The 20,637-nt window shown below is 61.7% G+C and carries 18 protein-coding genes; 10 read left to right on the plus strand and 8 right to left on the minus strand.

Annotated elements, in window-relative coordinates; genetic code table 11:
* Window positions 1-9: 9 nt before the first annotated feature.
* Complete coding sequence (locus PspCFBP13528_RS16795; RefSeq protein ID WP_065952388.1) at window positions 10-915, minus strand: hypothetical protein; 906 nt, start codon at window positions 913-915, stop codon at window positions 10-12.
* 379 nt (window positions 916-1,294) lie between these two features.
* Between PspCFBP13528_RS16795 and PspCFBP13528_RS16800 the strand changes: the two genes are divergently transcribed.
* Window positions 1,295-1,978, plus strand: coding sequence for a response regulator transcription factor (locus PspCFBP13528_RS16800; RefSeq protein WP_010564812.1), 684 nt, complete (start codon window positions 1,295-1,297; stop codon window positions 1,976-1,978).
* Window positions 1,956-3,347 carry a HAMP domain-containing sensor histidine kinase gene (locus PspCFBP13528_RS16805; protein ID WP_101221206.1) on the plus strand — a complete coding sequence of 464 codons (1,392 nt, stop codon included), beginning with the start codon at window positions 1,956-1,958 and terminating at the stop codon, window positions 3,345-3,347. The genes PspCFBP13528_RS16800 and PspCFBP13528_RS16805 overlap by 23 nt, the downstream gene beginning before the upstream one ends.
* 123 nt (window positions 3,348-3,470) lie before the next feature.
* Here PspCFBP13528_RS16805 and PspCFBP13528_RS16810 read toward each other — a convergent pair whose 3' ends face one another.
* Window positions 3,471-5,072 (minus strand): L,D-transpeptidase family protein, encoded by a 1,602-nt coding sequence (locus PspCFBP13528_RS16810; protein WP_137200780.1) that lies wholly within the window; start codon window positions 5,070-5,072, stop codon window positions 3,471-3,473.
* A 39-nt stretch (window positions 5,073-5,111) separates the two neighbouring features.
* Here PspCFBP13528_RS16810 and PspCFBP13528_RS16815 point away from each other — a divergent pair, with 39 nt between their 5' ends.
* A complete protein-coding gene (locus PspCFBP13528_RS16815; RefSeq protein ID WP_101221204.1) occupies window positions 5,112-5,840 on the plus strand; it encodes a murein L,D-transpeptidase catalytic domain family protein in 729 nt (242 codons plus the stop codon).
* Between the two features lie 29 nt (window positions 5,841-5,869).
* Window positions 5,870-6,616, plus strand: a complete 747-nt coding sequence (locus PspCFBP13528_RS16820) for a creatininase family protein (RefSeq protein ID WP_137200782.1) — start codon at window positions 5,870-5,872, stop codon at window positions 6,614-6,616.
* Window positions 6,617-6,730: 114 nt separating this feature from the next.
* On the opposite strand, the gene PspCFBP13528_RS16825 is transcribed toward PspCFBP13528_RS16820, so the two are convergent.
* Both PspCFBP13528_RS16825 and PspCFBP13528_RS16830 read right to left on the minus strand, forming a co-directional pair.
* Entirely contained in the window at window positions 6,731-7,072 is a 342-nt protein-coding gene (locus PspCFBP13528_RS16825) for a hypothetical protein (RefSeq protein WP_065952383.1), read from the minus strand.
* A gap of 46 nt (window positions 7,073-7,118) precedes the next feature.
* The gene (locus PspCFBP13528_RS16830; RefSeq protein ID WP_101221202.1) at window positions 7,119-7,763 is read right to left on the minus strand and encodes an ATPase; all 645 of its coding nucleotides are present in this window, start codon (window positions 7,761-7,763) and stop codon (window positions 7,119-7,121) included.
* A gap of 142 nt (window positions 7,764-7,905) precedes the next feature.
* On the opposite strand from PspCFBP13528_RS16830, the gene PspCFBP13528_RS16835 reads away from it, so the two are divergent.
* Window positions 7,906-8,178 carry a hypothetical protein gene (locus tag PspCFBP13528_RS16835; RefSeq protein WP_065952381.1) on the plus strand — a complete coding sequence of 91 codons (273 nt, stop codon included), beginning with the start codon at window positions 7,906-7,908 and terminating at the stop codon, window positions 8,176-8,178.
* Here the strand turns inward: PspCFBP13528_RS16835 and yfcF are convergent.
* Window positions 8,153-8,785: a glutathione transferase gene (gene yfcF, locus PspCFBP13528_RS16840; protein ID WP_137200784.1), complete on the minus strand. Its 633-nt coding sequence runs from the start codon at window positions 8,783-8,785 to the stop codon at window positions 8,153-8,155. The two genes, PspCFBP13528_RS16835 and yfcF, sit on opposite strands and share 26 nt — an antisense overlap.
* A gap of 115 nt (window positions 8,786-8,900) precedes the next feature.
* Window positions 8,901-9,452, minus strand: coding sequence for a DUF924 family protein (locus PspCFBP13528_RS16845; RefSeq protein ID WP_065952379.1), 552 nt, complete (start codon window positions 9,450-9,452; stop codon window positions 8,901-8,903).
* Window positions 9,453-9,548: 96 nt separating this feature from the next.
* On the opposite strand from PspCFBP13528_RS16845, the gene PspCFBP13528_RS16850 reads away from it, so the two are divergent.
* A complete protein-coding gene (locus PspCFBP13528_RS16850) occupies window positions 9,549-10,703 on the plus strand; it encodes a DUF1624 domain-containing protein (protein WP_137200786.1) in 1,155 nt (384 codons plus the stop codon).
* Between the two features lie 16 nt (window positions 10,704-10,719).
* Here PspCFBP13528_RS16850 and PspCFBP13528_RS16855 read toward each other — a convergent pair whose 3' ends face one another.
* Window positions 10,720-11,349 (minus strand): DNA-3-methyladenine glycosylase I, encoded by a 630-nt coding sequence (locus PspCFBP13528_RS16855; RefSeq protein WP_137200788.1) that lies wholly within the window; start codon window positions 11,347-11,349, stop codon window positions 10,720-10,722.
* Window positions 11,350-11,579: 230 nt separating this feature from the next.
* On the opposite strand from PspCFBP13528_RS16855, the gene PspCFBP13528_RS16860 reads away from it, so the two are divergent.
* The 4 genes from PspCFBP13528_RS16860 (at window position 11,580) to PspCFBP13528_RS16875 (ending at window position 15,503) form a co-directional block, all read left to right on the plus strand.
* Window positions 11,580-12,890 (plus strand): C4-dicarboxylate transporter DctA, encoded by a 1,311-nt coding sequence (locus tag PspCFBP13528_RS16860; protein WP_065952376.1) that lies wholly within the window; start codon window positions 11,580-11,582, stop codon window positions 12,888-12,890.
* 100 nt (window positions 12,891-12,990) lie between these two features.
* A complete protein-coding gene (locus PspCFBP13528_RS16865; protein ID WP_065952375.1) occupies window positions 12,991-13,692 on the plus strand; it encodes a FadR/GntR family transcriptional regulator in 702 nt (233 codons plus the stop codon).
* A 17-nt stretch (window positions 13,693-13,709) separates the two neighbouring features.
* Window positions 13,710-14,393 carry a GntR family transcriptional regulator gene (locus PspCFBP13528_RS16870; protein WP_137200790.1) on the plus strand — a complete coding sequence of 228 codons (684 nt, stop codon included), beginning with the start codon at window positions 13,710-13,712 and terminating at the stop codon, window positions 14,391-14,393.
* 120 nt (window positions 14,394-14,513) lie between these two features.
* Window positions 14,514-15,503 (plus strand): sel1 repeat family protein, encoded by a 990-nt coding sequence (locus PspCFBP13528_RS16875; protein WP_137200792.1) that lies wholly within the window; start codon window positions 14,514-14,516, stop codon window positions 15,501-15,503.
* 70 nt (window positions 15,504-15,573) lie between these two features.
* Here the strand turns inward: PspCFBP13528_RS16875 and PspCFBP13528_RS16880 are convergent, their stop codons facing one another.
* Window positions 15,574-20,442 (minus strand): NAD-glutamate dehydrogenase, encoded by a 4,869-nt coding sequence (locus tag PspCFBP13528_RS16880; protein WP_065952372.1) that lies wholly within the window; start codon window positions 20,440-20,442, stop codon window positions 15,574-15,576.
* Window positions 20,443-20,637 lie beyond the last annotated feature (195 nt).

Below are 20,637 nucleotides of genomic sequence, written 5' to 3' on the forward strand. Positions count from 1 at the left end.
CTCCTTGATTTAACGAATGTAGTTTTCGGTTTCGACGTACACCACGGCATCCCGGCGGCGACCGCCGAAGGTTGCGGCGAAGCTGGCGAAGAATGCACCGATCAGCAGCGCGACGAAGGTCCACAGCGAGGTGTAGGCCGCGACTTTTGCAGCGGTGTCGGCAGCTTGCTTGGCTTTGACCTTGGCGTCTTCGATGGCTTTACGGGCATCGCCGTAAACCTTGTCGATCCGCGCCTCGGCATCGGCCTGGCTGAGGTTGGTGCGCTGGCTGATCAATTGGGCCAGGTAGGTACGGTCTTCCGGAGCCAGTTGGCCGTCATTGCTCAACGTACGCGCAAAGATGCGACCGACCACGGCATGGGCGGCGTCATCGCTGACCGCTGCAGGGCGGTCGTCGCGGAACAGGCTGTCGACGTAGTAACCGAAGTCGCCACTGTGGGCGCCCTTGGCTACGCTGCCGGCGGCTTGGGACATACCGCTGGCGGCGCCCGACGCAACGCTGGCACCGGCTTTCACGCCGCCGCTGACCACGCTGCTGACCGAACCGACCACCAGCATCGCCGTGATCAGTGTCGCGACCGCCCAGGCCAGGAAGCCGTGTGCGGTGTCACGGAAGTACACCTCATCGCCATGCAGATTGGCCCACTTCACGCGCAACCGACCGGCAATATAGCCGCCCAGGCCCGACGCAACGATTTGGGTGAATGCCAGCCAGACAATCGTGGAAATGCCAAGCCCCTTGGCGCTCATGCCGCTGTCGGCCCACGGCGACACCGCCGAAAAACCCAGGCCGAAGCCCAGCAGCACCAGGATCAGGGACAGTGCGGCAGCCGCGGCCGCCCCAGCAAAAATCGCCCCCCAGGAAACCCCGGAGAGCGCGCTTGACTCTTGCAGCGTGGATGAGGATGTGATCATTGTTGTTTTGCTCCAGGCATGAAAAATAGTGTTACAAGTCTCAAAAAGGACAGTGCAGGCAGCGTGCCAGCCAAGGCAAAAAACAAACTTCTTATATTTCAACAAGTTAACTAAATTGAACTTCTTAAAATCATGCAAGTTGCAAGAATGCTGTTTTGGGAACGGGCGTTATGCATTCTCCTGTTGAACACCCGATGTGGGAGGGAGCTTGCGCCCGATAGCGGTGTGTCTGGAAAGAATTGATAGCCTGACCTACCGCTATCGGGGGCAAGCCCCTTCCCACACTGATTTGCCTAGATGAAGTTTTATTTAGGAAACATTCAGCAACTTCTTGGCAAAATGCCCGCACTTCTAGTGTGAACGCTCACCAGGTAATCCTATGACCCGCATTTTGACCATCGAGGATGACGCCGTAACGGCCCGCGAGATCGTCGCCGAGCTGAGTAGCCATGGACTGGACGTAGACTGGGTGGACAATGGCCGCGAAGGCCTGGTCCGTGCCGTCAGTGGTGATTACGATCTGATCACCCTCGACCGCATGCTGCCCGAACTCGATGGCCTGGCCATCGTCACCACCCTGCGCACCATCGGGGTGTCGACGCCGATTCTGATGATCAGCGCCCTCTCCGACGTGGACGAACGCGTGCGCGGCCTGCGCGCCGGCGGTGACGACTACCTGACCAAGCCCTTCGCGTCCGATGAGATGGCCGCCCGCGTCGAAGTGCTGCTGCGACGTAAAAGCACGGTCAAGGAATTCGAAACCGCCCTGCGCGTGGCCGACCTCGAACTGAACCTGATCAGCCGCGAAGCCAGCCGCGCCGATCAACCGCTGAGCCTGTTGCCCACCGAGTACAAGCTGCTGGAATTTCTGATGCGCAACACCGGGCAGATCCTGTCGCGGATGATGATCTTCGAGGAAGTCTGGGGCTATCACTTCGATCCCGGCACCAACCTGATCGACGTGCACATCGGTCGCCTGCGCAAGAAAATCGACCCGCCGGGCCTCACGCCGCTGATTCGCACGGTACGAGGCTCGGGATATGTCATTGCTGAACCCCTCTAAGGGCTGGCGCTCTTCCAGCAGTCGATTGCTGGCGCTGTACAGTTCGCTGTTCGTCGCGTGGAGCTGCATCCTCATGGGGGTGCTGTATTACGAGGTGTCGGGTTACCTCAGCGACCTGTCACGCCATTCGCTGCTGCAGCGCCAGCATCTGTTCCAGCGCTTCGACGGTGAAGAACTGGTGGAGGCGCTGACCACCAGCATGACGTTCGACATGAAAGGCGTGGATGCCTATGGCCTGTTCGACGAACAATTTCGTCCTTTGAGCGGGCCGATCCGCGCCGTGCCGCCGGACTTGCCGCTCGATGGCAAGATCCACGCCCTGGCCAACTGTGTCGATTCCGATGACCCGAAACTGCCCAAGGACAGCTGCGACGCCGTGGCTACCCACACCGAAGACGGCCGCTGGCTGGTGCTGGTGCGCGCCAACGGCTCGCTGTTCGGCGTGACCCGCATCATCTGGCATGCCCTGCTGTGGGCCCTGTCGCTGACCATCATCCCAGGCGCCGCCGGCTGGCACCTGCTGCGCCGCCGTCCGCTGCGGCGCATTCGCGGCATTCAGGCGAGCGCGGAGGCCATCGTCGCCGGCGACCTGACGCATCGCTTGCCGCTGTCGAACCGGCGCGATGAGCTGGACATGCTCGCGGCCATCGTCAACGCCATGCTCGACCGCATCGAAAAGCTGATGAACGAGGTCAAGGGTGTGTGCGACAACATCGCCCACGATCTGCGCACCCCGCTGACGCGCTTGCGTGCGCAGCTTTACCGCATCAAGCAACAAGCGGAGGAAGATTCGGCCCATGCGGTCAAGCTCGATGACGCGATTGCCGAAACCGACACGCTGATGGCGCGTTTTCGCGGCTTGCTGCGGATTTCGGAACTGGAAGACCACCAGCGTCGTTCGGGCTTTCTGCTGATGGACCCACTCCCGCTGTTGCGCGAGCTGCACGACTTCTACCTGCCCCTGGCCGAGGAAGGCGAGCTGCAACTGCTGCTGCAGACCCCGGATTCACTGCCCTGGATTACCGGCGACCGCGCGCTGCTGTTCGAGGCCCTGGCCAACCTGCTGAGCAATTCGATCAAGTTCACCCCGCCGGGCGGCACGGTAATCCTGCGCGCGCTCAATGATGTGGGCAGCACCCGGATCGAAGTGCTCGACTCCGGGCCGGGGATTCCTGCGGCCGAACGCGCCTCGGTGTTCCAACGCTTCTATCGGGTCGATGAGAGTGACCAACAAGGCGGGTTTGGCCTGGGCCTGTCGATTGTCGCGGCGATCATCAACCTGCACGGCTTCAAGCTGGACGTGGCCACCAGCGAACTGGGCGGCGCGCGGCTGGTGCTGGAGTGCCGCCAGCAATTGATGCCTGAGTAGGTAAAGGTCCAAATGTGGGAGGGGGCTTGCCCCCGATGACGGTGTGTCAGCGACAGATAAGCTGGCTGACACACCGCTATCGGGGGCAAGCCCCCTCCCACATGGGTACCTGGCCACTCAGTTCTACAGCACACTCCCCATGGCCTTGATCAATACCGGGTCGCGCGCGTAGATATCCGGCGCGTACACCAGGCTTCCCTGGCGATCCACTTCCACCGTCCAATACCCCAGCAGCACCGGTACCGGCGTGGCCAGCCTGAATTCATGGGTGACGCCGGTGGCCAGCAGCTCATCGCTGCGCGTACGTTCGGCCGGGCTCACCAGCAGGTCGCGCAATAGCAGCGGTTGTTCGACCCGCACGCACCCTGAGCTGAACGCCCGCGGCCCCTTGGTAAACAGCGGCTGGCTCGGCGTGTCATGCAGGTACACCGAATACGGGTTGGGAAAACGCATCACGATCTTGCCCAACGGGTTGCGCGGCCCCGCCTCCTGGCGCAGCAGGATATTGCCGGGGCGCGCCCAGTCGACCTGATCCGGGGTCAGCGGGTGGCCTTCGGCGTCAAGCACTTGCAGGTTCTGCTGGCGCAGATAGTGCGGATTGAGGCGGATGGCCGGCAACTTGTCCTCGCGCATGATGGTGGGCGGGATGGTCCACGTAGGGTTGAGGGTCAGTCGCGTGATGCGCGACTTGAGCAGCGGTGTCTGGCGCTCGGCGCGGCCCACTTGCAGGCGGGTCTGCCACACGGGAATGCCGCCCTGATACACGCTCAGTTGCGCGGCCGCAATGTTGACCACCACGCCTTCGGGCTCCAGGTCCCGGGCCAGCCAGCGGAACCGCTCGAGGTTGATGCGCAACTGGTCGCGGCGCGTCAAAGGGCTGATATTGAGTTCGGCCACGGTGCCGGCGCCGATCACACCGTCGGACTGCAGGGAATGGCTGAGCTGGAAGGCCTTGACCGCAGCGACCAGGTCGGGGCGGTACTGCCTGGCGCTGCCCTTGGGTTCCTGGGTCAGGTACCCGCCGCGGTACAGGCGCCGCGCCAGTTCCGGCACCCGTGGGTCTTCCATGCCCGGGCGCAACAGCGGCCCATTGCTCACCGCCTCCCACTGCGGCAGCGGCTGCTGGCGCGCACTGGAATAGGCGTTGCGCAGGCTGCGATACAAATCCGCGCTGGGACGCGCCTGGTCGAACGCCTGGGCCATGTCCTGCAAGCCGGTGGCAGCGAAGGCCAGCACGGCGGTGTCTGGCTCATCGACAGGCGGTTGGGCGTGCCAGAGCGGTTCGAAGCGCGATTGCTGCAGGCGCCCGAAATGCAAATCCTGCAGGGCCTGGAGGTACTGCTGGCTGATCGCGATATCGCTGCACAGCACATTCGCCGTGGCATCTGCAGCGGGCAGGCTATAGTGGGTGGGGTCCAGACCGTCGTCGGCCAGCATCAGCAACTGGCTGTGCAAGGCCTGTCGACGCTCGTCGGCCGACCACAGCGGCGCGTCGCCTTGCTGCTGGTAAAAGGCTTGCAGGCGCAATTGCGCGCTGGCGTCGATACGCGGCGCGAGCTGCGGGCAGACACTGGGCAACTGCGCCAGGGCCTGTTGCAGCGGCGCCAGGTCGATCGGTGCCGGAGTCGTGACCGGCAACGGCTCCAGCGGCAGCGCTTCGGCCGTGGCGACCAGTGGTGTAACGAGCAGGCAAATGCTCAAGTAACATGCGTGTTTTTTGAACAATTGACTTAGCTCCACTCCACAGCGGGGACTCGACTGTAGATGCTGACTTTAATGCGCCGGCTCGGATTAACCACCCTGGGCCTGATCACTGCGAGCCTGGCGTTATTGAGCAATGTTGCGCTCGCCGCCAATGGCCCTTCTCCTTCCTTGTATAGCAGCCTGGCGCGCTCGGCTCCAGAACTCAATCCCATCGTGCTGAAAAGCGCCCTGGGCGCGGTGCAGTGCGCAGTCAATAACGGCGAGGAACGTTCCGATCGCCTGGCGGTGATTGACTACTCCCAGCCTTCTACCGCCCGTCGGCTGTGGATCTTCGACCTGCGCAAACAGACCCTGGTACTGCGTGACCTGGTGGCCCACGGCGCCAAGTCCGGCGAAAATTTCGCCACCGAATTTTCCAATCTCGAAGGCAGCCACCAGTCCAGCCTGGGGCTGTTCCGCACCCAGGAAAGCTACCTCGGCACCCACGGCTACTCGCTGCGCATGGACGGCCTGGAGCCTGGCTTCAATGACCTGGCCCGCGACCGCGCCATCGTGATTCATGCCGCCGACTACGTCAGCCCGCTATGGAGCAAGCGCGAAGGGCGTATCGGCCGAAGCCAGGGCTGCCCGGCGGTGCGCCCGCAAGTCGCACGCCAAGTGGTGGACAAGCTCAAGGACGGACAATTCATGTTCTCGTGGTACCCCGACCAGCGCTGGTTGAAGTCTTCGACCTATCTCAATTGCAAACCCCAACAGGTGGCGAGTAGTCGTACAATCCGTGGCGGATAGCCTGTCCCACAGATAAAAGAGAGCGTCGCATGCTTCTACACAAGTCCACCTGGATCGAGATCGGGCAGTTTCTACAGCGCAGCCGCACGGTGATAATTCCCATCGGCTCCAACGAGCAACACGGCCCCACCGGCCTGCTGGGCACCGACTGGATGTGCCCGGAGATCATCGCCGTCGAGGCGCAGAAGCAGGCTGATATCCTGGTCGGCCCGACGTTCAACATCGGCATGGCCCAGCACCACCTGGGCTTTCCCGGCACCATCTCGCTGCGCCCTTCCACCTTTATTGCCGCGATCGGCGACTGGGTGCGCTCGCTGGCCGGGCATGGATTCGACAAGATCCTGTTCCTCAACGGCCACGGCGGCAATATCGCCACCATCGAAGCGGCGTTTTCCGAACTCTACGCCGAAGCCAGCTTTGCCCGCCGCCCGGCGGGGTTCGCATTGAAGCTGGTCAACTGGTGGGACCTGGAAGGCGTCACTGACCTGGCGCAGCGCCAATTTCCGGTGGGCCATGGCAGCCACGCCACGCCGTCGGAAATCGCCGTGACGCAATGGGCCTACCCTGACTCGATCAAGTCGGCCGAGTACTCGCCGCAAATCGCCAGCACCGGCCCGATCCGTGAAGCGCTGGACTTCCGCGCACGCTTCCCCGACGGGCGCATGGGCTCGGACCCTGCATTGGCAACGGTGGACAAAGGCGGTGAGTTGGTCGCGCTGGCGGCGCAGGGGCTGGTCAAGACGGTCAATGCCTTCAGCAACGAGGCAAAACCCTGAATGTGGGAGGGGGCTTGCCTCCGATAGCGGTGGGTCAGTAACAAATTAGCTGACTGACCCACCGCGATCGGGGGCAAGCCCCCTCCCACATTTAATCTTTATTCCAGTTCAAGGTTACTGGCAATCCTGCGCCGCCTGCTCGAGCCGCGACGCCTTGATCGCCGAAGCCAACGGTTTGCGCTCATACAGGAACACCTTGGTGCCATCCTGGGATTTGTAGGCTTCCAGCACATCATCGGCCGCGATCTTGCTGGTCAACAGCACCTTGGCGTGGCGCGAGTTCTGCGTCACGGTCGAGGTGATGCCGTGCTTTTCAAGCTTGGGCAATACGCATTGCACATAGCCTTCAGGGGTTTTGGCGGTGTGCAGGGTCAGCGATGGGGCATTCGGAGCCGTGATACAACCGGTCAGCGCCAGGGAAGCTAGGGCCAGGGCCGGGGCGAAAAAAGCGCGCATAAACATTCCTGAAAAATAACAAAATAGGTGCCTGTCGATCCGCGTATCAACCTGCGCGGACCAGGGCTTTTAGGGAGGCGTCAAACTGCTTCAAGGCATCTTGTTGTACATCTCGCTGCTGCTCGATCTGCGCGGCAATCTCGAGTGCTGACTTGTCATGCACCCACACCGACGGCACCTGCTTGTCCACCGAGCCTTCGGCCTTGGCAATGTAGTGCAGATCGGCATCATAGAAACGTGCAGTAAAGTGCGCCTCGACCACATCGTTACGCTGGGTCAGCAATTGGTTATGGGTATCGAGCACCACGGCGACGTCCGGATGCGCCTGCACCAGAGCATCCAGGCTGCCATAGACCGTCACCGAGACAAATGTGCCTTGCAACGAGTTCATCAGCCAGTCGATGGCCAGTTCCGGATCGGAACTGTTGACGAACGCCTCGCGGATACGCGCGTCCAGGGCATCCTTGGCGCCGTTCAACGCCATGGCGTGGTAGCGCTCAAGGTAGCTGAGGTTGTCGCGCGTGTTTTCGCTGTACAACACCCCCACCGACTGGGCGCGCTGCAGGGAGTTTACGCTAGCGGCGAGTGGCAGCAAATGGCCCGTACGCAGCTCATCGGCAACGGCCGGGTTGGTCAGCACGGCGGTGCCGAGCATCAGGGTGATCAAAGCCAGCTGGATCAGAGTCCTCATCGCGCATTTCCTTGAGTCGCGTTTCGATGAGCGGATTTTGCGCTTTTGCCGTAAAAACAGAACGTGTGATCCTTGATGGTGACTATCATTTGAACCGATAGTGTCAGGGAGCCCCGCCCCATAAAACTATAAGGACCATGCCATGAAGCGTCACCAGAAAACCTTCGACCGCATCCGCGAGGCGGTATTGCCGGAGTTCCGCGAGCGCGTCGCCGATTACCTGGCCGAGTATGAAGACGTGCTGCTGAGCGAGACGAGCGTTGCCGCCGAGCAAGCGGCCAGCGCCCAGCAACTGCGTGGCTACCTGCGCGGCTTGAACACCACGCGCGTGCTGGGTATGGCCGATTGGGAAGACCTGGACCGGCGCGTCGCGCAAATGAACGAGAACCCTACATCCCAGGGCGTGGCTGGTTGATCCATGCCTGCACGGATGGCCTTTGCCATTGACGCCGGGCGTAAGCCACCAGCTGCGCGGGCACGGCGTCGCCGTTGAGGATCAGGCGATTGAGCATCACCGCCAGGTCCACGTCGGCAATTGACCAGGTGCCGAACAGGTACTCACGGTCATCCGCCAGCAAAGCATGCGCCACATTGATCAACCTGCCTGCTGCCGCGTCGGCTGCCGGCGACAGCGGCGGCATCTTCTGCCCGCAGAACACCACCAGGGTCGAGCGCTCCTGGCGAATCGGCAGCAAATCGCTGCGCACCCACGCCTGCACTTGCCGCGCCCTCGCCCGCTGCTGCGGGTCGAGCGGATAAACGCGGGTCTCGGGATAGGCCTCGTCCAGGTATTCAATAATCGCCGAAGACTCCGACAAGGAGAACTCGCCCTCCTCCAGTGTCGGCACCCGCTGGGTCAGTGACAGTCGCGCGTAATCCACGGCCTGGTGCTGGCCGGCGTCCAGGTCCAGGGGCACGGTCTCGAACGCCAGGCCCTTTTCCCGCAAGGCGACGAACACCGACATGGCATAGGGGCTGGTAAACAGCGAATCAACGTAGAGGCGCAGCGGACCGTGGCTCATGGACCATCTCCTTGAAATGAGGCTCAACGCTACGAGATCCCGGACGATAAAGACAATGCGGTGTTTTTATGGGGGCATTCCTGGCGGGAATAGCGCACATGGCGGCTCAATAGGGCTAACCCGCGAAGCCACCGGCGTTGAGGAAGTCCTGCTCTTCATCGGTGGTCTCCCTCCCCAGCACCGCATTGCGATGGGGAAAGCGCCCAAACCGCTGAATAATCCGGGCATGTTCCTTGGCCCAGTGGTAGGTGCTGGCGTCCAGGTGCTGATTGAGCGCGATGGAGCGTTGCTGGTCGCGAGGGTCTTCGGAGTGTTCAAACGGCAGATAACAAAACGCCCGCAGTTCGGGTTCGATCAATGCGTCCAATCCTGCATCGACCATCCGCTGCGCATACAGACGTGCCAGCGGATCGGTGGCGAACATATGCGCGGTGCCGCGAAAGGCGTTGCGTGGGTATTGGTCCAGCAGGATCAGCAAGGCCAGCGCGCCGTAAGCCGAGGCCAGCCAATCGTCCAGCTCGCGCCGTGCCGCTTGCAGATGACTGGCGTAGAAGGCCTCGCGAAAGGTCGCGTCGAACTGATCGTTCTTGGCAAACCAGTGCGTTGGGCCAGCCTGTTTCCAGAATTCGATCACGGCCTCGGCCGAGGGTGGGTTCACGCGTGTCATCCGTACCTCCGATAAGCTCGCCTGTGCGGCGCGGCAATGTGTTGATTAATGTTATAGGATAACGCTTCTTTTTTGCCCAGCCTTGTGAACCGCCCCATGACTGATGCTGTTGCGCTACGCCCACGCCTGCTTTCCATTGACGCCTTGCGCGGCCTGGTGATCCTCTTCATGTTGCTCGACCACGTGCGCGAAACGTTTCTGCTGCACCGCCAGGTGGGCGACCCGATGAGCATCGACGCGACCGAGCCGGCGCTGTTTTTCAGCCGCACCCTCGCCCATCTTTGCGCGCCAGTGTTTGTGTTGCTCACCGGTTTGTCGGCCTGGCTGTATGCTCAGAAATACCAGGGACGGGGCGCAGTGTCGGCTTTTTTGTTCAAGCGTGGACTGTTTCTGGTGGTATTGGAGTTCACGCTGGTCAACTTCGCCTGGACCTTCCAGTTGCCGCCGGGCGTGATTTACCTGCAGGTTATCTGGGCGATCGGGGTGAGCATGATCGCCCTCGCGGCGCTGGTATGGTTGCCCCGCCCGCTGCTGATAACCTTGGCGGTGGCGATCATTGCCGGGCACAACCTGCTTGATGGTGTGCATTTCACTGCAGGGTCGGCCTCGCAGGTGGCGTGGTCGATCCTGCATGAGCGCAGTTGGATCGAGGTGTCGGACACCCTGCGCCTGCGCGTGACCTACCCGGTGCTGCCGTGGATCGGCGTGATTGCCCTGGGCTACGGCCTCGGGCCATGGTTTTCGAACGCTGCACTGCCGGCCGTGCGCCAGCGCTATCTGCTGCTGGCGAGCGTCGGCGCGTTGCTGGGTTTTGTGTTGTTGCGGGCGGCCAACGGGTATGGCGAAAAGCCTTGGCAGGCCTATGACAGCGGGGTGCAGACCGTGATGAGCTTCTTCAACATCACCAAATACCCACCTTCGCTGTTGTTCCTGGCGCTGACCCTGGGCATCGGCCTGCTGTTGCTGCTGGCGTTCGAACGTGCCGGGCACAAGCGCTGGATCAGCACGCTGGCGGTGTTTGGCGCGGCGCCGATGTTCTTTTATCTGTTACACCTGTATGTGCTCAAAATATTCTATGTCGCATGTGTCGCGTTGTTCGGGCTCAATCACGGCGCTTACTTCGGCTTCGCCAGCATGGGCGCCGTGTGGCTGGCGGCGTTGGCGCTGCCACTGGCGTTGTATGTGCCGGTGCGATGGTTTGCCGGACTCAAGGCGCGGCGCAGGGATATCACCTGGCTCAAATATCTCTGAGAGAATGGACGAACGCTCAGGGTCGTTCGAACTGATGGCGCAGCGCTTCGATGCGCCCTCGGCAGATGCAGCCCTCCAGGTGGTCATTGACCATCCCCAGCGCCTGCATCAGCGCATACATGGTGGTCGGGCCGACAAAGGTCCAGCCGCGTTTCTTCAGCGCTCGGGACAAGCGCACCGACGCCGGTGAGGTCGGATTGGCTTTCCAGTACGCCATGTCCACCACCGCGGGGCGCTCCTGCGGGCCGGGCTCGAACGACCATATCCAGCGCGCCAGCGAACCGCTTTCACTCACCCATTCACAGGCGCGGCGAGCATTGTTGATCGTGGACAGGATTTTCGCCCGGTTGCGCACGATACCCGGGTCGCTCATCAAGCGTTCGATATCCGCCTCGTCATACTGCGCCACCTTGCGAAAATCAAAGCCATCGAACGCCCGCCGAAACTGCTCGCGCTTGCGCAGAATGGTGATCCACGCCATCCCCGCTTGAAAACCTTCCAGGCAAATCTTTTCGTACAACAGGACGTCATCCGCCACCGGCATGCCCCACTCATGGTCGTGGTAATGCGGGTATTGCGGCGCGGCGTCGCGCCAGGCGCAATGGGTGCGCCCGGCTTCATCCGTTGTCAGTCCTGGCTGGTCCATTCATCACCTCGCGTCCGAGCGCGGATGATACGCAAAAAAAATTCCTTGGCGTCAACCGCTCAAGCGTGGCGCTTGTCGACCCACTGGTCAGACCGGGTCCGGTTGACCACCGAATATTTACTTGTAGTTTGAAAAAAACCGGGCGTAGACTGGCCGCGCACTGGACTTACCGGTAAGACCACAACAATTAAGCCCTGGAACCACCAGGGCACCGAATAGAGATCCTTCCCATGCTCAGATGGTGCTCGCGTTCGATTTTCCTGCAAGTCGTGATCGGCCTGATGCTAGGCATCATTTGCGGCCTGGCCCTTCCTGAATTCTCCTCGCAACTCAAACCCCTGGGTGACGGCTTTATCAAGCTGATCAAAATGCTGATCGGTCTGATTGTCTTCTGCGTCGTGGTCAGCGGCATTTCCGGCGCCGGCGACTTGAAGAAAGTCGGGCGCATTGGCTTGAAGTCAGTGATCTATTTCGAAGTGCTGACCACCGTCGCCCTGGTGCTTGGCCTGATCATGGCCTTCAGCACCGGCATCGGCAGCGGCGCCAACATCCATCTGGAGCAATTGTCCTCCGCCGGCCTGAATGAACTCGCCGACAAGGGCCAGCACCTCAAGGGCACCAGCCAGTTCCTGATGGACCTGATCCCCAACTCGGTGATCGGCGCCTTTGCCGACAACAACGTGCTGCAGGTGCTGTTGTTCTCCGTGCTGTTCGGCAGCGCGCTGAATCTGGTGGGTGAAGCGGCTTCGGGCATCTCGCGGCTGATCAACGAGCTGAGCCATGTGATCTTCCGCATCATGGGCATGATCGTGCGCCTGGCGCCGATCGGCGTATTCGGCGCGATCGCGTTCACCACCAGCACCTACGGCCTGGACTCCCTGCAACACCTGGGCAGCCTGGTGGGCCTGTTCTACCTGACCTGCCTGGCCTTCGTCGCGCTGATCCTCGGCCTGGTGATGCGCTTGTCGGGCCTGCGCATGCTGCCGCTGCTCAAGTACCTGCGCGAAGAGTTGCTGATTGTGATGGGCACGGCGTCGTCCGACGCGGTGCTGCCGCAGATCATGCGCAAGCTGGAGCACCTGGGGATTGGCAGCTCCACCGTGGGCCTGGTGATTCCTACCGGCTACTCGTTCAACCTCGACGGTTTCTCGATCTACCTGACCCTGGCCATCGTCTTTATTGCCAACGCGACCGGAACCCCGCTGTCGATGACCGACCTGCTCACTATCCTGCTGGTATCCTTGATCACCTCCAAAGGCGCCCACGGCATTCCGGGTTCGGCCTTGGTGATCCTGGCGGCCACGCTCACGGCCATCCCGGCGATTCCGGTGGTCGGCCTGGTGCTGGTACTCGCGGTGGACTGGTTCATGGGCATTGGCCGTGCCTTGACCAACCTGATCGGCAACTGCGTCGCCACCGTGGCCATCGCCCGCTGGGAAAAAGACATTGATATCCAGCGCGCCAACAAGGTCCTCGACGGCCAGCAAGGCTATGCCTTCCAGGCCAAGAAACCGGTATTGCCGGCGCATCAGGAATTTTGAAAGCGGCATAGACAAATGTGGGAGTGGGCAAGCCCCCTCCCACACTGTGATCTTCAACAGCTTGACTATCGTGTTCGCAATTTCAAGGAGTGCAGGAGACGTGATCAGCACCTCAACCGTCGTCAATTCAGTCGTAGAAAAACTGCGCGCCGCCCTGGCACGCGGCCAATGGCGGCGTGGTGAAATGCTGCCCGGCCAGCGTGAACTGGCCGAGCAGATGGGCATCAGCCGCCCGAGCCTGCGCGAAGCGGTGATCGTGCTGGAAACCCTCGGCCTGGTGCGCTCCATGCCCGGCAAAGGCGTGGTGGTGCTGGAAAGCAGCGTCAGCGAGCCGCAGTCGAGCGACGCCGTGGCCGATGCCAGCCTCGAAGACATTCTGCAACTGCGCTATACCCTCGAACCCTTCATCGTCGGCCTGGTCGCCCAATCCATCAGCAGCAAGGAAATCGGCCAACTGCGCCTGACCCTGATGGACATGCGCGAAGCCCTGGAGGCGGGCGACGCCGAGGCTGGCATGAATGCCTACATCGACTTTCACGAAGAGCTGTTTGCCCTGACCTCCAACCCGATCTTCCAGAACGTGGTGCAGCAAACCAGCACGGCGCTCAAGCAAAGCGCCCAGGTGTTGCGCAATTCCCCGGAGCACCTGGCCGAACGCCTGCAGGAAAACGAAGCCGTGGTGCGCGCCATCCGCAACAAGAACAGCGCCCTGGCCAGTGCCGAAATGCGTCGGCACATTCTGCAGGAAGGCTTGCGCATGGGCATTCGCCTGAACATCCCGGATGACCATCTGGGCAGCTGAATAATTGGAGACAGGCCATGAACGTCCACGCCCTGCAACGCGACCCCTTGCCCTGCCTGCGCCGGGTGCCGGGCAAGAGGCCCTCGGCAGATGAAATCTACCCACAGCTGTTCGACGCCATCCTCGAGCAACGCATCGCCCCCGCCAGCCGCTTCACCGAAGAAAGCCTGGGGGAGCTCTTTGGCGTGAGCCGCAGCGTGATCCGTCGCGTCCTGGCCAAGTTGTCACAGCAGCACGTGATCATCCTGCGCCCCAACCAGCGTGCCCAGGTAGCGGCGCCGGATGCCCAGCAGACCCGGCAGATTCTCGAAGCCCGGCGCATGACGGAAATGACCGTGGTGCAATTGGCCTGCGCCCAGGCGACAGCGGCACAGGTACGCCAGCTGCGCGAATTGATCGCCCGCGAACGTGACTGCACCGAGCGCGACCAGCGCGGGCCGGCGATTCGGTTGTCCGGTGAATTCCATTTGCAACTGGCCGCTATCGCCGGGAACGGGCCCCTGGTGCAGTTCCTCAACCGTCTGGTGCCATTGACCTCGTTGGTCATTGCTCACTACGAAACGACAGCCTGCACCTATTGCACGTGGCAGCAACACAAGGTGATTGTGGAGGCTGTAGAGCAGCGTGACGGCACCGCGGCGGTGGCACTGATGACGCAGCATCTGGACCATCTTGAGAGCAAATTGCTCATGCATCATTGATCCAAAAGCGCGCAGATCCCAATGTGGGCGAGCGATGCGCTAAGTAATTAGCGCCTTGAGCCCAGGCGCTCTCCATAACCTGTACCGCGCACAATCCAGTGCGCCTTACAGGAATGAGTCATGTCCACCGAATCACAAGTGCTGCCCCCTCTGTCCGCGTTGATCACACAACTGCATAACGAAGCCAAGGCACTACCGGCCCAATTGAACTCGGCCCTGACCGAGTTGACAGAAGCCGCCAAAGACACCGGATTCGCGCTGTTCAGATTACGCAGATACAAAAAGGCCAGGTTTCACCTGACCATCGTCGGTGCCGCCGGCGATGCAGATGCGCAATACGCAATGGCCACGTGTCAATCGGTGCTGGACGGAGGAGCACGCCGCGCGACATCCGCAACCAGGCGATGGCTTACCCTGGCTGCCGCCCAGAACCACATACCTGCTCTGATGAGGCTGGGTGATGTCGAATCACTCGCAAAAGCCAGGGAACTGGCAACCAATGCCGCAAACGCCCATGACACCGATGCCATGAGCTATCTGTACATGATGACCAAGGACATCGAGTGGCTGAACAGAGCGGCGGCCACAGGCGCCCCAGAGGCGCTGTTTAAACTCGCCCTGGCTTTGCGGAACAGGCCGCAATTGATCGCCGATCGTCAAGAGCACGAAGCAAGGATCGCGGACCTCATCCAACGTTCTGCCGACGCCGGGCATCCCCCAGCCGTGTATGAACTCGCCTTTGCTCAAGACGGAACGGTGAGTACCGAAGAAAAACAAAAACGGATCATTCAATTGGCTGGGATGGGTCAATTGGAGGGGCTGCTTGAGTACGGCTACGCACTGGCAGGCCTGTCTCAAGACAAAGCCAAAACCCATCGCACCTACGGGCTTGAAAGAAACCTGCCCAAAGCCTGCGCATTGCTGAAACTGGTACTCAGGGAAACAGCCGACGCGATGGCACTGCCACAGGTCGAAGCGGACTACTGGGCGTTGATGCATCAGATGCCAAACACCCAAGACTATGCAGCGATCCTTGAGGCTCTACAGGAGTCCACACCGCCGATATTCAGCGTGCTTGAACCGATGATCCTTATAGGTTTGCCGGATTGATACCGGGCAACCCCGCCAATGAAAAAGCCCCCGCAGCTCACGCTACGGGGGCTTTTGTTTCAGCGCTTGATCACGCCGACTGCAACACCGACTGGCCGCTCAACGCCAGGTCCAGCAACTCACGATTGGCCACCGCGTACATGGCGTAGTCCGTGCCGACCGCAGCACGGATTTCCACCATCATCGCACGCCAGCGATCCGCCATGTCCTGGTGCTGCTCAAGCCACAGGGCCACGCGGGCTTCCATGTCTTGTGGCGCATCAGCCATTTGCAGGACCGAAATGGTGATCGCCCGTTGCTGCCAGTCCACGTCATCGCGGAAGGCTTCGCGGGCCTGGGCCTGCCAATTGTTGGCCACCGGCAGGTCACTGATCTGCTGCAGGTACCACGGCAGGTCCAGGGCGCTGCCGACGGCGAAGTAGGCCTTGGCCACTTCGGCGGCGTCATGCCCGGTCACGTCGGCAGCTTCGATGATCGGCAGCAGGGTGTACAGGTGGTTCGTGCCTGCAACCATGCGTGCCAACAACTCCGGTACGCCGGCCTGGGTGTAGGCCTGGTAGCGGTTCTGCCAGCCTTCACGGGTCGGACCTTCCAGCAGTTCGTCGAGCTTGAGACCCAGCGCCGCCAGGTGCGGACCGAAATGCGCGGTGTCACGCCCGGCGTCCTGCTCGTTGCGACGGCTGCGCAGGAACCAGCGCGTGGCGCGACGGCCCAGGCGCATCAGCTCGTCCATCAGCTCCAGTTGCACGTCCGCCGAAACCTGGTGGTCCAGGGCTTCGATCTGACGGAACCAGTGCGGGAGATGGAAGATGTCACGCACAATCACGTAGGCGCCGGCCACGTTCGCCGGGCTCATGCCGGTCGACTCCTTGAGCCGCTGCACGAAGGTGATGCCCATGTGGTTGACCAGGTCGTTGGCGATCTGGGTGCTGACAATTTCGCGCTTGAGGCGGTGACGACGCATGGCCTCGGAGAACTTGGCCACCAGGCTCGGCGGGAACGCGGTCTCCATGTCGCGGGTCAGGTACTCGTCATCCGGTACCTGGGACTTGAGCAGCGCTTCCTTGAGGTCGATCTTGCTGTAGGAGATCAACACCGACAGCTCCGGACGCGTCAGGCCCTTGCCAGTCGAGGCGCGCTCGACCAGTTGCTCCTCGGTCGGCAGGTACTCGATGGCGCGGTCCAGCTTGCCACGGCCTTCCAGGTCGCTCATCAGGCGCTTGTACTCGGCGGCGCGCTCGTAAGCCTTGCGCGCGGCCAGGGACAGGGCCTGGGTCTGCTTGTAGTTGTTGCCCAACACCAGGTTGCCGACTTCGTCGGTCATGCTCGCCAGCAACTGGTTGCGTTGCTTGTCGGTCATGTCACCGGCCTGCACCACTTCGTTGAGCAGGATCTTGATGTTCACTTCGTGGTCGGAACAGTCCACGCCGCCGGCGTTGTCGATAAAGTCGGTGTTGGAACCGCCGCCATTGAGGCCGAACTCCACACGACCCAGTTGGGTCATGCCCAGGTTACCGCCCTCGCCCACCACTTTGCAGCGCAGCTCGTTGCCGTTGACGCGCAGTGCGTCGTTGGCCTTGTCGCCCACATCGGCATGGCTCTCGGTGCTGGCCTTGACGTAGGTACCGATACCGCCGTTCCACAACAGGTCCACCGGCGCCTTGAGCAAGGCGTTGAGCAGTTCGGTCGGGGTCAGCTTGTCGGCCTGGATGTCGAAGCGTTCTTTCATCTGCGCCGAGATGGCAATGCTCTTGGCACTGCGCGAGAAGATCCCGCCGCCTTCGGACATGATGCTGGTGTCGTAGTCGGTCCACGCCGAACGCGGCAGCTCGAACAGACGCTGGCGCTCGACGAAGCTGGTGGCCGGGTTCGGGTTCGGGTCGATGAAGATGTGCAAATGGTTGAAGGCCGCGACCAGTTGCAGCTTGTCGGACATGAGCAAGCCGTTACCGAACACGTCACCGGCCATATCGCCGACGCCGACCACGGTGATGCTGTCTTCCTGCACATTGATGCCGCGCTCACGGAAGTGACGCTGCACACCGACCCACGCGCCCTTGGCGGTGATGCCCATTTTCTTGTGATCGTAACCGGCAGAACCACCGGAGGCGAACGCATCGCCCAGCCAGAAGCCATAGTCGATGGCGATGCCGTTGGCGATGTCGGAGAAGGTCGCAGTGCCCTTGTCCGCTGCCACCACCAGGTACGGGTCATCGTTGTCATGACGCACGACGTTGGCCGGCGGCACCAGCGCGCCGTCCTTCAGGTTGTCGGTAATGTCCAACAGGCCGGAAATGAAGATGCGGTAGCAGGCGATGCCCTCGGCCGCGATCTCGTCACGGCTGCCGCCCAATGGCAGGCGACGCGGCAGGAAGCCGCCCTTGGCGCCCACCGGCACGATCACCGAGTTCTTCACCTGCTGGGCTTTTACCAGGCCCAATACTTCGGTACGGAAGTCTTCTTCACGGTCGGACCAGCGCAGGCCGCCACGGGCCACGTTGCCAAAGCGCAGGTGCACGCCTTCGACGCGGGGCGAGTAGACGAAGATCTCGAACTTCGGCACCGGCTTGGGCAGCTCGGGGATCGCATGCGGGTTGAACTTGAAGCTGAAGTACGACTTGTTCTGGCCGTTGGCGTCGGTCTGGTAGAAGTTGGTACGCAGGGTCGCCTTGATCAGGTCCAGGTAGCGGCGCAGGATGCGGTCTTCGTTGAGCACCTGGACGTCGTCCAGGGCGGTGAGGATCGCTTGTTCCAGGCGTTGCTGCTTGTCTTCCAGGTCGTCGGCGGTGAGCTTGCGCGCCAGGTAGAAGCGGGTCTTGAACAACCGGGTCAGCTCGCGGGCGATGTCGGTGTGGTTGTTCAGGGTGCTGGCGATGTAGCCCAGGTCGAAGCCCAGGCGGATCTGCTTGAGGTAGCGGGCATAAGCGCGCAGCAGCGCCACGTCACGCCAAGGCAGGCCGGCGGTGAGTACCAGGCGGTTGAACGCATCGTTTTCGGCATCGCCGTGGACGATATGCACGAACGCGTCCTGCAGGGTGTCGTTGAGCTGCGAGATATCCAGGTTCACGCCTTCGGCGGCGATGAACGCGAAATCATGGATCCAGAACTCGCGGCCATTGGCATGGCGCAGGCGGTACGGGAACTCACCCAGCACGCGCAGGCCCAAGTTCTCCAGGATCGGCAGCACGTCGGACAGCGCCAGCGGGGTGTCGGCGTGGTAGAGCTTGCAATGCAGCTCACGCTGGCCGGAGACCTGGCCCAGCGGCTGATAGAAGCTCATCACCAGCGGGTTGGCTTCGGTGAGGCTGTTGAGGTGCTGCATGTCGACCACGGCCGAATGCGCGGCGAAACGCTCGCGGTAGCCGGCCGGGAAGCCTTTCGGGAAATCCGCCAGCACGTTGGTGCCGTGGGCTTCGCCGAAGCTTTCCACCACCAGGCTGGCGTAGTCGTCCTGCCAGCTGCGGCAGGCCTGCACCACTTCCTTTTCCAGTTGCAGCGGGTCGATGTCCAGGCGGTTCTTGGGGTCGACCCGCAGAATCAGTTGCACTCGGGCCAGCACGGACTCGGAGAAGAAGGTCCAGAATTCGCAGTCCGAGGCTTTCAGGCGATCCATCAGCACTTGCTGGATTTTCTGGCGCACTTCGGTGGAATAGATGTCGCGCGGCACGTAGGCCAGGCAATAGCAGAAACGGCCATAGGGGTCTTTGCGCAGGAACACGCGGATCTTGTTGCGTTCCTGGATCTGCACGATCGACATTACCGTGCTGAACAGCTCATCGACCGGGGTCTGGAACAGGTCGTCACGGGGCAGTACTTCAACCACCTGGGCAAGCTCCTTGCCCAGGTGCGCCTTGGCCTGGAAGCCCGAGCGGCGCTCGATTTCCGCGACCTTGCGGCGGATGTAAGGAATCACCCGCACGCTTTCGCCGTACACCGAGGAGGTGTACAGGCCCATGAAGCGGTGTTCCTTGATGACCTTGCCGTCGGCGCTGATTTCGCGGATCGACACATAGTCCGGATAAGCCGGGCGGTGTACGCGGCTCGGGTGGGCAGCCTTGGCGAACGACAGCACGGTCGGTTCGCGCAGATAGGCTACGGCGTAGTCTTCGATGCGCAGGTCTTCGGCGGTGAGGCCGGCGCGCAGCAACTTGGTCAGACCGAGGAAGGAGCTGGCGTCATATTCGATATGACCGCCGTCCGCCTCGTCACGTACCACGAACTCTTCGTAGCCCAGGAACGTGAAGTGGTTGCCCACCAGCCACTCGAGGAAATTCTTGATCTCGGCTTTTTCTTCGCCGTCGATCACGAACGCGCTGGCGTCGATACCGGCCAGCAGGTCCTGGACCTTGGCTTTCATCGGCTCGAAATCGGCCACGGCCACGCGCACTTCGCCCAGCACCTGCTCAAGCTCTTTGCTCAGCACGTTCAGCTCGGCGGCGTTGGCGCAGCGGTCGATTTCCAGGTACATCAGCGATTCTTGCAGGATGCCTTCGCCCTGGGTGCCCTTGGGCAGCACTTCCAGCAGTTCGCCCTTGCTGCCACGGCGCACGCTGAGCACGGTGGTTTGCAGGGTGTGGATGCTGTAGCCACGGCGGTTGAGCTCGGTACGCACCGAGTCGACCAGGAATGGCAGGTCATGGTGCAGCACTTCGACCGCGGTGTGGGTCGACTGCCAGCCATGACGTTCGTAATCGGGGTTGTAGACCCGCACTTGCGGTTGGGTGTGATCGAAGCGCTCAAGCAGGCGCCAGGCAGACAGGGTGCAACCGGCCAGGTCGGAAAGGCGACGCTGGGTCAGTTCGTCCAGGGAAATGATGCCGAAAAATTGCTCAGCGAACAGCGCCACTTGTGGCAGTGCCTGTTCACTGATGTGCTGCGCCAGTGCCGCTTGCAGTTGGTGCTGGAAGTCGGCCTTGCTGGCTGCGGTGAAGAACGCCATCTGTGGTACTCCGCTTGGGCTTGTTATTGATGGAAGCGTCGCGTGTTATCCCCCTGCGGGGAGACCGTCAGCTCTGTTCGTCAGTCACGATAAACGATTCAGAGTGACAGGTGGGTGAAGCTGGACAAGACAGTCAGGTCACATACAACTTCCACCGGATGCACACCTTGCCGGGTGACGGTACGACGGGCAGGT

Source organism: Pseudomonas sp. CFBP13528, assembly GCF_005233615.1.
GTDB classification, from domain to species: Bacteria; Pseudomonadota; Gammaproteobacteria; order Pseudomonadales; family Pseudomonadaceae; genus Aquipseudomonas; species Aquipseudomonas fluorescens_AM.

What these genes read in the sequence shown, in the direction of transcription:
- PspCFBP13528_RS16845 (WP_065952379.1), bottom strand. Translation starts at nt 9,452, where the DNA reads ATGACACGCGTGAACCCACCCTCGGCCGAGGCCGTGATCGAATTCTGG.
- PspCFBP13528_RS16875 (WP_137200792.1), top strand. Translation starts at nt 14,514, where the DNA reads ATGTCCACCGAATCACAAGTGCTGCCCCCTCTGTCCGCGTTGATCACA.
- PspCFBP13528_RS16830 (WP_101221202.1), bottom strand. Translation starts at nt 7,763, where the DNA reads ATGAGGACTCTGATCCAGCTGGCTTTGATCACCCTGATGCTCGGCACC.
- PspCFBP13528_RS16855 (WP_137200788.1), bottom strand. Translation starts at nt 11,349, where the DNA reads ATGGACCAGCCAGGACTGACAACGGATGAAGCCGGGCGCACCCATTGC.
- PspCFBP13528_RS16880 (WP_065952372.1), bottom strand. Translation starts at nt 20,442, where the DNA reads ATGGCGTTCTTCACCGCAGCCAGCAAGGCCGACTTCCAGCACCAACTG.
- PspCFBP13528_RS16825 (WP_065952383.1), bottom strand. Translation starts at nt 7,072, where the DNA reads ATGCGCGCTTTTTTCGCCCCGGCCCTGGCCCTAGCTTCCCTGGCGCTG.
- PspCFBP13528_RS16860 (WP_065952376.1), top strand. Translation starts at nt 11,580, where the DNA reads ATGCTCAGATGGTGCTCGCGTTCGATTTTCCTGCAAGTCGTGATCGGC.
- PspCFBP13528_RS16795 (WP_065952388.1), bottom strand. Translation starts at nt 915, where the DNA reads ATGATCACATCCTCATCCACGCTGCAAGAGTCAAGCGCGCTCTCCGGG.
- PspCFBP13528_RS16815 (WP_101221204.1), top strand. Translation starts at nt 5,112, where the DNA reads ATGCTGACTTTAATGCGCCGGCTCGGATTAACCACCCTGGGCCTGATC.
- PspCFBP13528_RS16835 (WP_065952381.1), top strand. Translation starts at nt 7,906, where the DNA reads ATGAAGCGTCACCAGAAAACCTTCGACCGCATCCGCGAGGCGGTATTG.
- PspCFBP13528_RS16850 (WP_137200786.1), top strand. Translation starts at nt 9,549, where the DNA reads ATGACTGATGCTGTTGCGCTACGCCCACGCCTGCTTTCCATTGACGCC.
- PspCFBP13528_RS16870 (WP_137200790.1), top strand. Translation starts at nt 13,710, where the DNA reads ATGAACGTCCACGCCCTGCAACGCGACCCCTTGCCCTGCCTGCGCCGG.
- PspCFBP13528_RS16800 (WP_010564812.1), top strand. Translation starts at nt 1,295, where the DNA reads ATGACCCGCATTTTGACCATCGAGGATGACGCCGTAACGGCCCGCGAG.
- PspCFBP13528_RS16805 (WP_101221206.1), top strand. Translation starts at nt 1,956, where the DNA reads ATGTCATTGCTGAACCCCTCTAAGGGCTGGCGCTCTTCCAGCAGTCGA.
- yfcF (WP_137200784.1), bottom strand. Translation starts at nt 8,785, where the DNA reads ATGAGCCACGGTCCGCTGCGCCTCTACGTTGATTCGCTGTTTACCAGC.
- PspCFBP13528_RS16820 (WP_137200782.1), top strand. Translation starts at nt 5,870, where the DNA reads ATGCTTCTACACAAGTCCACCTGGATCGAGATCGGGCAGTTTCTACAG.